The sequence below is a fragment of the Enterobacter sp. SA197 genome, assembly GCF_054131575.1.
In genome coordinates, this window is sequence record NZ_CP096393.1 from 4,720,068 (window position 1) to 4,733,729 (window position 13,662).

Consider the following 13,662-nt stretch of genomic DNA (forward strand, 5'->3'; position numbering starts at 1 on the left):
ACTGCCACGGAAAAACGTCACCATCTTCGTCCCGGCAACGATAACAGATAAAAATCACAACAGTCACTTGCTGATTTTGGTAGGCAACAGCATGGCCGGCCCTTGCGGGTCGGCCATTGCTTATGGTCAGAGCTTAAAGCTGCCGACCACGTTTTCGAGCTGCACGGTCTGCTCTTCCATCGACTGCGCGGCGGCAGCCACCTGCTCTACCAGCGCGGCGTTCTGCTGCGTGGCGCTGTCGAGCTGGTTAATCGCAATATTGATTTGCGCAATGCCACGGCTCTGCTCATCACTTGAAGAGCTGATTTCTGAAATCAGCACGTTTACGCTTTCCACTTTTTCCATCAGGCCATCCATGTTGGCACCCGCCTGACGCACCAGCCCACTGCCCTGCTCAATGCTGCTGACGGACTCTTCAATCAGCTTTTTGATCTCCTGAGCAGAACGGGCGCTGCGCTGAGCAAGTGAACGTACTTCCCCTGCCACCACCGCAAAGCCGCGACCATGTTCACCCGCACGCGCAGCTTCTACTGCGGCGTTGAGCGCCAGGATGTTGGTCTGGAAGGCAATGCCGTCAATCACACTGATGATCTCCACCACTTTCGAGGAAGAGTCATTAATGTGGTTCATGGTGGAAACCACCTGGTTTACCACACTGGCCCCTTTTCTGGCGGCCTGCGTTGCTTCCACCGCCAGCTTATTCGCCTGCAATGCATTTTCAGCATTCTGGCGCACGGTGCTGGTGAGCTCTTCCATCGATGCTGCGGTTTCAACAATCGAAGAAGATTGCTCCTCGGTACGTGACGAGAGGTTCAGGTTGCCGCTGGCAATCTGCCGTGAGGCCGACGAAATTGCCATTGAACTGCTGCCGACCTTCTGCATCAGTTCATTAAGGAATGAAATGAAGGTGTTGAAGTTATTAACCACCGCATTAAATTCCGGGCTCTTACTCTGCGTTAAGCGTTGGGTTAAATCGGCCCCGCCGCTGGAGAGCGCTTCAATATTCTGATTCAGTAAGGTCACATTGCGGAAAATATTACGCACAATGATCATCATGATGAACACAATCAGCAGGCCAATCACCGCCTGCACAATCGTCAGTTTCGTCATAATGGCATCTGACAGGCTTACCAGGTGGCTGGATGGAATATCCACCGCCATGTACCACGGGCTCCCGCTGATCGGCAATACCAGCAGCGTGTGCTCGCCCTCCTCCCCCTCATAAGTGCCGGTGGCTTCGGTTGTGCTGCTTTTTGCCAGTAGCGCCGATAACGCTGAAGAGGAGGGAAGATTGAGGTCACGTACGTTCGACAGCGCGGGTTTATCCTGCACCGCGGAGCCATTACCCACGATTTTGCCATCCGCTTCCACGATCAGCACGCTGCCGCCTACGGCTTTACCCATGTCCACGGCCAGTTGGTTAAAGAAGCCCAGCGTGACGTCGATAGTCGCCACACCCCAGGCTTTACCATCTTTGGTAATAGCCATCGCACAGTTGGTGCGCGGCTGCGGGCTGGCAGCGTCCTGGTAGGCTTTCGCCCAGGCGCACTCGCCCTTCGGCGCATTCATGCCGTCTTTATACCAGGGCTGTTCCCAGTATTTTGCCGACTCAGGCTGGTTCCAGACTGTATTGACCTGAAGCGTGCCGCTGGAATTACGTGCATAAAAGGTACTGAATTTGTCCCGCGCTGGATCACGCTGACCGGGTAACGGCCAAATCCCGCCGCCGAAGACGTTCAAATCTCCATATTGATTAACGAGTTGCGGTAACAGCGCATCAATCTGATCGCTTTGTAATGCCACAACCAGTTCAGTCATAGCGCGTTGCTGCGCTTTTACACGGTTCATCTGCTCTTTGATCGCATCACTTTGCAATTCAACCGTGGCCTGAATATTTTTTGTTTCCGTTTCAATTATTTGTGGTGAAACAAATTGCTTAATAACGATCCAGGTAACTACAAGTAAAATAACGAAAAAACTAATAAGCAATAGGCCAATACGGCCCTGCGTGGTTTTCCATGACATAATGGCGAGTACTCGGTCGGGTTGAATTAAGGTTTATAACGACAATTAATAGAATTTCTTTAATTTAAATCGGCAATCATTTCTTATGAAACCTTGTTCCATCAGGCAAAACCAGGTTTATGAAACCTTTTTCGGGATCAAAAGTGCTTTATATAAACAAATGCAATGCTGAAAATTGTGTTCTCCCATTCATACAGTCCAATATTATCAAGATGTTGGAAGAAGAGATGAGAACATCCTCATGAAAAAGAAGGTTAAGCGAGCGAAGAGGAGCTTTTTATTAGTATGTAATTTGCTCTTTGTTGAATGAGACGCAGTTAATGCGGAGAAAGGGGAACAAATCAGTGCTCATTTGTAAAAAGCAACTTAATGCAAATTAAAGAGTGCGGGCACTTAATTAACAATAGTGTAAGGTCAGAAGTAAACGTCAGGGACAGTAAGTAGGTAAGCAGGCAACTACCCCACGCAAAGCATGCCAGACTGGGACTCAGACTGGCAATTTTTTACTCATAGTCAAACGTAAATTCGGCATTGCTGGTAATAGTACCCGCATTGATCCCCGTACTTTTGCGATAATAATAAGCGGTGAATTTCAGCTGTTCATTCTCCTGTGTGCTGGTCATTAAAGCTTTATTATCACCGAACTTTAACGGCGTGTTTTTATAATAAATTTGAAACCCAACATCATCATTACCGATTGTGGTATTGGCCAGTACATCATCAGTGACGCCTGCCATTTTATTTGAACTGTCAAATTTGAGATTAATCTTCGGCTGGTTTTTACATTTCAGTGTAAAGGTAAAATCTTTGAAGATTTGGGAGTAACGGCCCGTGCCGACTGCCAGTTCGGCACGTGGGACAGATGGCAAACGTACCGTGCTGTTATCAACTCCTGTGACATCACATGTCCCATCAAATCTTACGTCTCCGACAAGGAGAAAGCTTAAATAAGAATAATATTGAGAATAATCGTATCCAACAAAGGTCATTTGACCGCGTGCGAGCACGGTGTTTGTACCGAGGCTTTGAATATGCCCAGCAGGGCAATCGAGAACTACTCCGTTTGAATACGGTCTCACTGTTTGGCTATGGGAGTAAGATGGATCTATGTAACATAGTGTGCAGTAAGGAGATTGCGCGCTCACGGCTATGTAACACCCACTAATGCTGCTTGTCATACCACCATAATAAACTCTGTCATGATAGTAAGTACCGTTATCAATACTACAATACCCCATGACATTACCTAATGTGAACCTTTCCCGGCCTGGTATACTGGTGTTTTTACTATTAATAAAATCAGCTGCAGTAACTTGTTTGGTTTCACTCCAACATGTCCCCGCAGTTGCCCGCTCTGGACTTACAATTGCAATGAAAAATAAAAAAAGAAATCCAACGCTTTTAATCCGCATTATTCATATTCCTTATGAATACATTCAAACAAATCACCAAAGGCGAACATATGAAGCAAAATTTATTCATAGCGCATGCTTAGAATAAAATTTATTAGAAAATGAATGCTTGGGATCACAATGTCAACTTATTAACTCCGGCTAAGCTCACATTAGTTTTAAAATCAGATTTTTATTATCATCAGGAATGATTGATAAAATTATGGCAACAAGTGAGGGTTATAGATTCTTTATTATTCAAGGCGGGCGCTGGATAATAACATGATTGACTGAACTGGTGCTTCGATTAGTAACTATCGGAGACTCTTAATACATTCATACTGGTAATGATTACCATTTATGGAAAATAGAGAAGAATGTTACCAACCCCCCCATAACGGTTTAAGATCCTACCCGGTAATAAAAAGTAATGAATCTCATAAACCATAACGGTTTACGTTACGCCAGTAACGGAATTCAAAATTTCATATCGCATCCTCGATGTGAGCGAAAACCTCATCTTCAGGTTAACCAACGTTCACACAAACTACTGTCAATAGAATCTTTCTTTGCTTGCGTAATTTAAAGGAATTTCGTGATAGCTCATAAAAAAATGAACATTTAATGACTGTACAATTTTTAGACTAAAAAACAACAAAATAGCACCACTTCTGGCCTGCAGGCCCCGTGGTTAGCCGCTTCGCCTTTACAATCCTCTCACTGCTAACCTCTTCACAACATGCATTTTTCGGCGCATAGTTGAGCAAATGTTCAGCAGAGGAAGAGAGTGGTTGTAATGGCAGATCGTCCGTTAATTATCCTGCAAGTTGGTTTTCCCTCAGAATCTATTCGTGAAGCCCATGGCGATATCCCCTCCTGGTTTTGTCGTGCTATCGGGCATCCTCTTGAACAAACGGAAGTGATCAGAGTGTTTGAAGGCGAAGCCCTTCCGCCACCGGATACCAACCGCGTTGCGGTGATAACCGGCTCGTGGGCAATGGTGACCGACAAACTTCCCTGGAGCGAAGCCGCCGCCGAGTGGATCCGGGCAGCCATGAATATTGGCATGTCGCTGTTCGGCGTCTGCTACGGCCACCAGCTGATGGCACATGCGCTCGGGGGCGAAGTCCAGTGGCATCCGAAGGGGCGTGAAGTGGGCAGTCAGTCAATCCAGCTGCATCCGCTTGCCAGTAATGACATGTTACTCAGCACGTTACCGCGCGAGTTTCCCGCTCATCTGACCCATTTGCAGACGGTCTCTCGCCTGCCGGAAGGTGCGCTGGCGCTGGCATCGTCCTCTCATGACCAGCATCAGATAGTGCGTTACGGACCAAACGCCATGTCGACGCAGTTCCACCCGGAATTTACGCCTGATATCGCATCCGCGATGATTCACCAGCGGAAAGAGGTGTTAAAAGAAGAAGGGTTTGATCCACTCGCTCTGCTGGCGGGTGTGTTACCCTCGCCGGAAGCGACGGAGTTGCTGCGCCGTTTCGTGCATCAGGCATTTAACCGTGCGGTGCCGGAGCAGGATGATCTGGCGCAGAGTGCCTGATTTGGTATCCCGGAGGCGCAATGTCATCCGGGATTCGAGCATCAATGAATATCAAACACACCCTGCCAATCTTGCGGCGTTGATTCCATATTCGTTAACTTATCAGCAAGTTAGATTGAATCCTTTCTGCTTTCAGACCAAAAATAGAATTTCACAGAAATAATGGCTCATGCCTTGTTGACAATATGTCAACAACCAATTTATTGTTTATCTACCACGGATGGGGAAATTAACGTGCATATCATCTCACGGGCACCCTTTGATGAAGCGGCCAGGCGTTATCCAAATGAAGCGCAAGCACTTACGGATATCTATAAAACGCTTAAGCGACTGCGATTCACTACGCCAGATGAGATGAGAAAGGTATATGCCCCTTTGGATCGAATGAAATATCGCGAGCGCTGGTGGGTAATGGACGTTGGCGGTAATAGCTTACGCATTATGTTTTATGCTGATTTCGAATCAGGCCGTCTTTTTATCAAACACATCGTCAGCCACGCCAGTTATGACAAACTCATTTAAAAATATCGGGAGCAATCAGAGTGAGAACACAGGATATCCTAAATGCTGCAAATCATCTGGTTACTTTGCTTCCCATTCTGGGCAAAACCCCTTGCAGGCAAGATTATGAGGATGCACTGGAAATGGTAGAATATCTTTTGGAAAATGAGCCAGCAAGCCCACTCATCGACATCCTCAGCGAGCGTATTGATAAATACGAAAACATTGCCCCTGAATTTGCCGAGTTCAATGCCAGAGCGGCAAACACTGAGAGCGGGTTAGCGCTGTTTCGTGTATTAATGACCCAGCATGGGCTGAATCAAAGTAGTTTTCAGCAAGAAATAGGTAGTCGCTCACTGGTCAGCAAAATAATGAATGGCAAGCGCAACCTGACGTTAGATCATATGCGGGCACTGGCAAAGCGTTTTAATGTTCCTGTAGGGGCTTTTACAGAATAACGATGAGCTATTGCTGTAGCACCATCCGGGATGCCTGTCCTGTTCAGTCAAGTCTCACCGTCTTTAACTCCTCAATCAGCCACTGCAATGCCGACTGATAATCAAATAACCGGTGCGTTAACAGAATTAAATCATAAGACGGTGCGCCTGCGGGTAATTCCAGAATACGCAGCGGCATCATCGCTGCTAATTCTTTGGCAATGCGGTATGGCACACACATGAGATATCCCGATGCCACCGCCACGCGTCCTCCTACGGCGTAACTCTGCACCACGGTGGTCAGCGGGCGATAGAGGTGTTGTTCTAACAACCAGCTGTCAATGTGGTCTGCGCCAGAACTGACCGCAGGCAGATGAATTTGTGCTTCGGTCACCAGGTGTTTTAGCGCTAACTGCTCAGGCAAGTCGGTACGCTCAACCGAGGCAATCGCGACATAATGGTCGGAAATCAGCGGGTGCTTATTAAAATACTGCGGGATGTATTGCAGGTTATTAACGCCAATAAAGGCATCCAGTTGCCCACGCTCCACGCGTTCGAACTTGATGGTCTCAGACAGAATATCGACGGAGAGGCGAACATTGGGCGCAGTGGCTTTAAATTTCGCCGTCAACGCAGGCATATACATGAACTCGAAGTAATCCACCGCACCGATGTAGAAGGTGTGCGGATCGCGACGCGGGTCAAAATTGCCTTTTCCCCGCGTTGCCGAGTCCAGTTTGCTCAGCGCATTTTCAATTACCGGGATCATAGAAGCGGCATAGGGTGTGGGTTCCATACCATTGCGGGTGCGAACAAACATCTCATCATTGAGCTGTTCACGCAGCCGGTTAAGCGCATGACTGAAGGCCGACTGGGTGATGTTGGCTTTGCGCGCTGCCCGGGTAACATTTTTCTCTTTCGCCAGAATGGGCACGAGGCGCAGCAAATTGAGGTCAATCACGACTATGCATCCTGTTCATGGTTTCATGCAAACAATACATTTTATGCATAACCTCAGACATTGCTATAGTCATGTTTACGCAAAATAAATGCTGCCTGTTATGAGCGGTATTTATGATTCAGAACGATTTACCCTCTGCATTACGGAGAAGCTCATGAGAAATGTAACGGTTGCCGCTACCCAAATGGCCTGTACCTGGGATCTTGATAAAAACGTGGCCAACGCTGAACGTCTGGTGCGTGAAGCACACAGCAAAGGTGCGCAGGTTGTCCTGATCCAGGAACTGTTCGCTGCCCCGTACTTCTGCATCGATCAGAGCCCGGAACACTATGCGCTGGCGCAGGAAGTCGCTGACAGCCCGCTGATTAAACACTTCTCGGCGCTGGCGAAAGAGCTGGAAGTGGTGCTGCCACTGAGCCTGTTTGAGAAGCATAACAACGCTTACTACAACTCGCTGGTGATGATTGACGCCGACGGCAGCGTACTGGAAACCTACCGTAAAACGCATATTCCGAACGGCCCGGCCTACCAGGAGAAACAGTTCTTCATCCCTGGCGACACCGGCTTCAAAGTATGGAACACCCGCTACGCCAAAATCGGCGTGGGCATCTGCTGGGATCAGTGGTTCCCGGAAACCGCACGCAGCCTGGCGCTGTTGGGTGCTGAGATCATCTTCTACCCGACCGCGATTGGTTCAGAACCGGCTTACCCGGAAATCGACAGCCAGCCGCACTGGACGCGCGTTCAGCAGGGCCACGCCGCGGCAAACCTGGTCCCGGTTATCGCCTCTAACCGTATCGGTACCGAAGCGAGCAAATACATCGAAGGCCTGGAAATGACCTTCTACGGCTCTTCCTTCATTGCCGACCAGACCGGTGCGCTGGTTGAGCAGGCGAACAAGACAGATGAAGTGGTGCTGGTCCACACCTTCGATCTGGAAGCGATTGCCGCGCAGCGCGCCTCCTGGGGTCTGTTCCGCGACCGTCGTCCGAACATGTACACCACGCTTGCCACCTCGGACGGTAGCGAGAGGAGCAAATAATGCCTGCGTTGACTACACCGCGTCAGGATGGCTTCGCTATGCCAGCCGAATGGGCGCCGCATCAGGCTGTCTGGATGTGCTGGCCGTATCGTACCGACAACTGGCGTGCTAACGGCGCGCCAGCCCAGCAGGCCTTTGCTGCCGTCGCTGAAGCCATCTCCCGTAAAACGCCGGTCATTATGGCCGTACCAAAAGCGGAAATGGAAAAGGCACGCAACACCATGCCAGCCAGCGTCACACTGGTGGAGATGGAGAGCGATGATGCCTGGATGCGCGACACCGGTCCAACCGTTGTGCGCAATGCCGCAGGCGACGTTCGTGCCGTAAGCTGGACGTTCAATGCCTGGGGCGGACTGCTCGGCGGTCTGTACGACAGCTGGGATAAAGACCAGTTAGTCGCAGGCCAGGTGGCCCGTTATCACGACATGCCCTGCTACGACACCCGTCTGATTCTGGAAGGGGGGTCGATTCATGTGGATGGTGAAGGCACCCTGCTGACCACCGCGGAATGTTTGCTGAATCCGAACCGTAACCCGCACCTGTCGAAAGAGGAAATCGAACAGCAGCTTCGCGATTACCTGGATGTAAAAACCTTTATCTGGCTGCCGGATGGGGTGTTTAACGACGAAACCGACGGGCATATTGATAACATGTGCTGCTTCGTGCGCCCCGGAGAAGTGGCGCTGCACTGGACGGATGACGTGAACGATCCGCAGTACGCCCGTTCCGTTGCAGCGCTGGAAATTCTGGAAAACACCCCGGATGCTCAGGGCCGCACGCTGAAAGTGTGGAAAATGCCTTCACCGCCGGCACTCTACGCCAGCGCGGATGAAACGCGCGGTGTTGAGAAGGGTAATGCCATTGAGCGCCACGAAGGTAACCGCCTGGCGGGATCTTATGTGAACTACCTGATCAGCAACGATCACATTATTTTCCCGCTGCTTGACCCGGCAACCGATGCCCAGGCTGAAGTACTGTTCCAGCAGATGTTCCCCGGCATGCTGATTACCGGCGTTCCGGCGCGTGAGATTTTGCTCGGCGGTGGCAATATTCACTGCATTACGCAACAGATTCCGCGCTAATTTGTAGACCCTCACCCCTGCCCTCTCCCTAAAAGGGAGAGGGAGCAAAGCGGTCAGGGAACATGTCTTTAAATTCTCAGCAAATGATCTTCAAATCTGCTTTACGGTGCTTTTTTTGGTCATCGTAGAAGTTTTCATGTGAGCCAGGACTCAGCATGTACAGTTCAAGCTTTTGTTCAACCCAGCTATCGCCAGGAAGGTATTGTTGGTTGCTCATGCGAAATTTATGGACGCGCAAATAAGCAAGATCGCCTTTTTTGCTCACCCAGTTCCGGGGTATCAATGATCAATTCGATCTGTTCATCTACGGTATCCCTCTCCTGCTGATTCAAAGAACCTGGCTTCTTTTCAAAGCGGCGGGACAGGTAAACGTCAATCTCAGGCTCGGTCTTTTCTGCGCACATACTTTACCGTTTGCCTGTTATCAATTTCTGATTTGGCTGACAGGGCTTCATTGATTAGCGAGAAAGGCATATCAGGGTTACCTTCGGCTATACGTCCGATTTTCGCCCAATATTCAATCTGCCCGGGCACACTCCTGCTCTGCGCGTCTGCATACACTAAGACCCACATCCCTCACTCACGCACCATGCGCACGAACTCTATGCCCTTCTTAAAGAAGGTTTCTCCTTCAGATATAAAGCCAAACTTTTCATAGAACCCTGTCGCTGACGTTCGCGCATTCAGGTGGAAGTGTGTAATCCCGGCTTTAGCCATTCTCTCCAGAACGGACTGAAACAGAAAACCGCCAAACCCCTGCCCCTGGTAAGCCTTCAGGGTGGCGAATTTACGAATCTGACAGGTAGAGGCATCGCAGATGAACACCGAGAGGCAGCTCACTATCATCTCTTCATGCACAACGCCGAAATGCTGCGCCTCTTCATCTCCCTCAACCCGTGAGGCTTCGCGGGGAAGGTGCGGCCACAGAATCGCATGACGGATATCCAGACACTGCTCAAGCGTAACGGGGGAAAATTTCACAGGAACTCCGGTAATTTAGTAGAAAAATTGAACAATTCTGCTCGAATTCACAGCAGGTTTAGCCAAATACGATAAACTTTCCTTAACCTCACGGAGATCATAAATCGTTGCAAAATGATTAGTCCGAAAAGCGCTGGCCCCCGCGCTCTGTATTCTCTTTAAAAACAAACACCTAAATGCTATCAGAACATTCAGGGTAGATATCGAAACGTGATCTGTAGCACACTTTGTCCCCACATATCGAAGCGAAAGTCTACGCTTAGGTAATAGCCGGGAAAAACCCGTAATGTATTACGACGACATCCGGAGGCCAGTATCTCTATGTTTAACCAGAAACTTCACAGCGCTGAATCCGTAGAATTTGGGATCGAAGACGAGGCCCGCTACGAAATCGACCCCTGCGAGTTAAAACTGGAAGAGATGATCGAGGCGGAGCCGGAGCCGGAGATGATTGAAGGGCTGCCCGCGTCGGACGCGCTCACCCCAGCCGATCGTTATCTGGAACTGTTTGAGAATGTGCAGTCAGCACGCATTTTTACCGACAGTAAAACCTTCCCTGACTGCGCACCCAAAATGGATCCGCTCGACATTCTGATTCGCTATCGCAAAATCAAACGCAAACCAGGCTTTGACCTTCGCCAGTTCGTGAAGGCCCACTTCTGGATGCCAGCAGACTACAGCAAAGAGTATGTTTCCGATCCGGGTAGCTCGCTCAAGGAACATATCGATCAGCTGTGGCCGGTGCTCACCCGTGAGCCGCAGGACCACATCCCCTGGTCTTCCCTGCTGGCCTTACCTCAGGCCTATATTGTGCCGGGTGGCCGGTTTAGTGAAACCTACTACTGGGACTCCTATTTCACCATGCTGGGGCTGGCAGAAAGCGGTCGTGACGACCTGCTGCGCTGCATGGCCGATAACTTCGCGTGGATGATTGAGCGTTATGGTCACATTCCCAACGGGAACCGCACCTACTATCTCAGCCGCTCTCAGCCGCCGGTCTTTGCGCTGATGGTGGAGCTGTTCGAGGAGGATGGCGTACGCGGCGCGCGACGTTATCTCGAACACCTGCTGATGGAGTACGACTTCTGGATGGACGGCGCAGAGTCGCTGTCGCTCAATCAGGCATATCGTCATGTGGTGCGAATGCCCGATGGTTCACTGCTCAACCGTTACTGGGATGACCGTGATACCCCGCGTGATGAGTCCTGGCTGGAAGACGTAGAAACAGCCAAGCACTCCAGCCGACCGGCCAATGAGGTTTATCGCGACCTGCGTGCGGGAGCCGCCTCTGGCTGGGACTACTCATCGCGCTGGCTGCGGGATGCGCATCGACTGGCCAGTATCCGTACCACGCAGTTTATCCCCATCGACCTGAACGCCTTCCTGTTCAAACTGGAAAGTGCGATTGCCAATATCGCCGGTTTGAAAGGTGACCGGGAGCGTGAGAGCGAATTCCGTCAGAAAGCCAGCGACCGCCGCGCGGCGGTTAACCGCTATATGTGGGATGACGAAAACGGCTGCTTCCGCGACTACGACTGGCGTCGTGAGCAGATGGCACTCTTCTCCGCCGCCAGCATCGTGCCGTTGTATGTGGGTATGGTGACTCATGAGCAGGCAGAGCGCGTAGCCGAGGCGGTAACGACCCGCCTGCTCACCCCCGGTGGGATTCTGGCAACCGAATATGAGACTGGCGAACAGTGGGACAAACCCAACGGCTGGGCCCCCCTACAGTGGATGGCCATTCAGGGATTCAAACTCTATGGCAACGATGCGCTGGGGGATGAAATTGCCCGTAACTGGCTGCGCACCGTGAACCATTTCTATGAGCACCACCACAAGCTCATCGAGAAATACCATATTGCGGACGGTACGCCGCGAGAAGGTGGCGGGGGTGAATATCCTTTACAGGATGGCTTCGGCTGGACGAATGGCGTGATACGCCGTTTGATTGGGCTATACGGGGAGCCGTAACTCCCCGTGCTCTCTCCTACTCAATGACGTCATAAATGGCGGACTGAATATCCGCCCATTTTTTGCTGTCATCGTCAGGTGCGGCTTTGTAACGTAACTCCGCCTGTTCCATCTCATAACGCTGGCGATTGACCACTGGTTTTGAAGTGCAAAACGCCTGCAACAGGTTCTTACGCACCGAGTCCAGTCGCGTACCTGCCGCCATGTTATGCGCCATATTCTCTATAAAGCGACGGCACGGGCGATTCTCCTCCATCTGCAGACGATAACGCAGGAGCATATCCAGCACGTCCGTGTAATTGTTCGCCAGCGCCTGTTCAGTCCAGGAGAGTTTCCACGGCATACCGGTGCTCAGAAACAGTGAAACAACGCGGGTATCGTTGCGATCGATGGCCGAGCGGAAGTTGCTTTCATCGCGTGGGATGCCCATACGGCTCAGCGTTTCTTTCGGCGTGACTTTCTCTTTACTTTGAGAAATGGGCACCGTGATGCGGCTCTCCCCGGTAAGAGGCCCCGTTGCCATGGAGGCGCCGCCGCTGAACATCATAAACGCGCCCACTGCCATTACCACCACCACCACGCCGACGGCACCCCATAACAGCGTCGACAGCATCTGTTCGCGCTGCTCGCGTGTGCGGGCAGCCCGTTTTTCCGGTTTCTCAATATCACCGCGAATTTGCATCGCATCCCCTCCCGCCGCGCGATCTTTTGAACGCGCATGCTCCCAGTAAGCCTCTAAACCCTCTCCTGCCTCTTTCATTAAACCCGCAGGATTAATCTTGATTCGCCCCTCTTCCCAGGCTCGCTGCACGGGACCGGTGATTTGCGGATAATAATTATCCAGTAAGGTCAGCTGATTGCTGGTCAGGGGTTGACCGGCCACCACCGTGCTGCGAATCTGGCGAATATCATCGAGGAACGTTTGTAGCGTTTTACGGGGTTCAAGGAAAAGATTCAGTACTGCGGTGTCGTTAAAAAGCCGCGCATAGTGCTGACTGAACTCTTTTCTGTCGACCAGTAGTGACGCCAGCTCGCCAAACTTCATGCCACTCAGAACATCATCGTCGTCGCCGGTTTTCAGCCAGCGGCGCACATTATCAGCCCCAAACCGTGTTTTCAAATGGTTACGTAAGCGTAATTTATCAGGCCAGGCGTGGTTGATTAAGGATTTCAGCATCAGCTCCAGCGCCCGTAGCTGAACCAATCCATGCTCCTGCCCTTCGTGCTTATCATGCAGGGTGGTGTTGTAGGTCAGGAGCGGCTGTTTCATGCGCAGGTGCTCCAACGCACGAACAAAACGCAGGGCGGTAATCAGCTGATTTTCGCTGACGTCCTGACCTTTTTCATAATGGGGAACCACCTGTTGTAAATGGCGCAACTGCAACGTGAACTGCGTTAATTCCGCGTCGTTCAGTTTTAATCTTTTTGCCACCATTCCCCAACCACCAAGACTCAGGCGCGCAATATCAAGTTGCTCCAGAAACCAGCGCGGATCTTTGCCTTCCTCGAAATGTACATTTAATAACAGCAAAATCTCGACAGACGCCTGGCGGATAATTCCGATGCATTCGTCAAATTGTTCACTCAGACTACGGGGTGCAGAACGGGCCATTCTCTTCCTTTAAGTGCAACCTAAGAAATAATTAACTGGCGAGAACAATCGTTAAATTTTCTTTATTTATGAGTAGTTAAAACATAGACCAGTTAACGATTATT

The 13,662-nt window shown here is 50.6% G+C and carries 13 protein-coding genes; 6 read left to right on the top strand and 7 right to left on the bottom strand.

The annotated features are described in order from the left end of the window. Positions 1 to 126 precede the first annotated feature (126 nt). On the bottom strand, positions 127 to 2,025 hold the full coding sequence (locus M1D91_RS22210) for a methyl-accepting chemotaxis protein (protein ID WP_437433432.1): 1,899 nt from the start codon (positions 2,023 to 2,025) through the stop codon (positions 127 to 129). Positions 2,026 to 2,528: 503 nt separating this feature from the next. Next, the gene (locus M1D91_RS22215) at positions 2,529 to 3,437 is read right to left on the bottom strand and encodes a fimbrial protein (protein ID WP_437433431.1); all 909 of its coding nucleotides are present in this window, start codon (positions 3,435 to 3,437) and stop codon (positions 2,529 to 2,531) included. Between the two features lie 775 nt (positions 3,438 to 4,212). On the opposite strand from M1D91_RS22215, the gene M1D91_RS22220 reads away from it, so the two are divergent. From M1D91_RS22220 to M1D91_RS22230, 3 genes are all read left to right on the top strand, one after another. Beyond that, on the top strand, positions 4,213 to 4,971 hold the full coding sequence (locus M1D91_RS22220; protein WP_437433472.1) for a glutamine amidotransferase: 759 nt from the start codon (positions 4,213 to 4,215) through the stop codon (positions 4,969 to 4,971). A 234-nt stretch (positions 4,972 to 5,205) separates the two neighbouring features. Next, positions 5,206 to 5,493, top strand: coding sequence for a type II toxin-antitoxin system HigB family toxin (locus M1D91_RS22225; RefSeq protein WP_437433430.1), 288 nt, complete (start codon positions 5,206 to 5,208; stop codon positions 5,491 to 5,493). Between the two features lie 20 nt (positions 5,494 to 5,513). Beyond that, complete coding sequence (locus M1D91_RS22230; protein WP_437433429.1) at positions 5,514 to 5,930, top strand: helix-turn-helix domain-containing protein; 417 nt, start codon at positions 5,514 to 5,516, stop codon at positions 5,928 to 5,930. Positions 5,931 to 5,973: 43 nt separating this feature from the next. On the opposite strand, the gene M1D91_RS22235 is transcribed toward M1D91_RS22230, so the two are convergent. Next, positions 5,974 to 6,870 carry a LysR family transcriptional regulator gene (locus tag M1D91_RS22235; RefSeq protein WP_437433428.1) on the bottom strand — a complete coding sequence of 299 codons (897 nt, stop codon included), beginning with the start codon at positions 6,868 to 6,870 and terminating at the stop codon, positions 5,974 to 5,976. Between the two features lie 154 nt (positions 6,871 to 7,024). On the opposite strand from M1D91_RS22235, the gene aguB reads away from it, so the two are divergent. Next, positions 7,025 to 7,912, top strand: a complete 888-nt coding sequence (gene aguB / locus M1D91_RS22240) for an N-carbamoylputrescine amidase (protein ID WP_437433427.1) — start codon at positions 7,025 to 7,027, stop codon at positions 7,910 to 7,912. Beyond that, entirely contained in the window at positions 7,912 to 8,994 is a 1,083-nt protein-coding gene (gene aguA, locus M1D91_RS22245) for an agmatine deiminase (protein WP_437433426.1), read from the top strand. Before aguB ends, aguA begins: the two co-directional genes overlap by 1 nt. Positions 8,995 to 9,070: 76 nt before the next feature. On the opposite strand, the gene M1D91_RS22250 is transcribed toward aguA, so the two are convergent. The 3 genes from M1D91_RS22250 to M1D91_RS22260 form a co-directional block, all read right to left on the bottom strand. Beyond that, a complete protein-coding gene (locus M1D91_RS22250; RefSeq protein WP_437433425.1) occupies positions 9,071 to 9,259 on the bottom strand; it encodes a type II toxin-antitoxin system RelE/ParE family toxin in 189 nt (62 codons plus the stop codon). Positions 9,260 to 9,372: 113 nt separating this feature from the next. Next, the gene (locus M1D91_RS22255) at positions 9,373 to 9,567 is read right to left on the bottom strand and encodes a TA system antitoxin ParD family protein (protein WP_437433424.1); all 195 of its coding nucleotides are present in this window, start codon (positions 9,565 to 9,567) and stop codon (positions 9,373 to 9,375) included. 3 nt (positions 9,568 to 9,570) lie between these two features. Further along, entirely contained in the window at positions 9,571 to 9,975 is a 405-nt protein-coding gene (locus tag M1D91_RS22260; RefSeq protein WP_437433423.1) for a GNAT family N-acetyltransferase, read from the bottom strand. Positions 9,976 to 10,296: 321 nt separating this feature from the next. On the opposite strand from M1D91_RS22260, the gene M1D91_RS22265 reads away from it, so the two are divergent. Beyond that, on the top strand, positions 10,297 to 11,946 hold the full coding sequence (locus M1D91_RS22265; protein WP_437433422.1) for an alpha,alpha-trehalase: 1,650 nt from the start codon (positions 10,297 to 10,299) through the stop codon (positions 11,944 to 11,946). Positions 11,947 to 11,962: 16 nt separating this feature from the next. On the opposite strand, the gene M1D91_RS22270 is transcribed toward M1D91_RS22265, so the two are convergent. Next, positions 11,963 to 13,558, bottom strand: coding sequence for an STY4199 family HEPN domain-containing protein (locus M1D91_RS22270; protein ID WP_437433421.1), 1,596 nt, complete (start codon positions 13,556 to 13,558; stop codon positions 11,963 to 11,965). Positions 13,559 to 13,662: the final 104 nt, after the last annotated feature.

Bases quoted from the DNA above. Each gene is read 5' to 3' on its own strand.
- M1D91_RS22210 (WP_437433432.1), bottom strand. From the start codon at position 2,025: ATGTCATGGAAAACCACGCAGGGCCGTATTGGCCTATTGCTTATTAGT.
- M1D91_RS22215 (WP_437433431.1), bottom strand. From the start codon at position 3,437: ATGCGGATTAAAAGCGTTGGATTTCTTTTTTTATTTTTCATTGCAATT.
- M1D91_RS22220 (WP_437433472.1), top strand. From the start codon at position 4,213: ATGGCAGATCGTCCGTTAATTATCCTGCAAGTTGGTTTTCCCTCAGAA.
- aguB (WP_437433427.1), top strand. From the start codon at position 7,025: ATGAGAAATGTAACGGTTGCCGCTACCCAAATGGCCTGTACCTGGGAT.
- aguA (WP_437433426.1), top strand. From the start codon at position 7,912: ATGCCTGCGTTGACTACACCGCGTCAGGATGGCTTCGCTATGCCAGCC.
- M1D91_RS22255 (WP_437433424.1), bottom strand. From the start codon at position 9,567: ATGTGGGTCTTAGTGTATGCAGACGCGCAGAGCAGGAGTGTGCCCGGG.
- M1D91_RS22265 (WP_437433422.1), top strand. From the start codon at position 10,297: ATGTTTAACCAGAAACTTCACAGCGCTGAATCCGTAGAATTTGGGATC.
- M1D91_RS22270 (WP_437433421.1), bottom strand. From the start codon at position 13,558: ATGGCCCGTTCTGCACCCCGTAGTCTGAGTGAACAATTTGACGAATGC.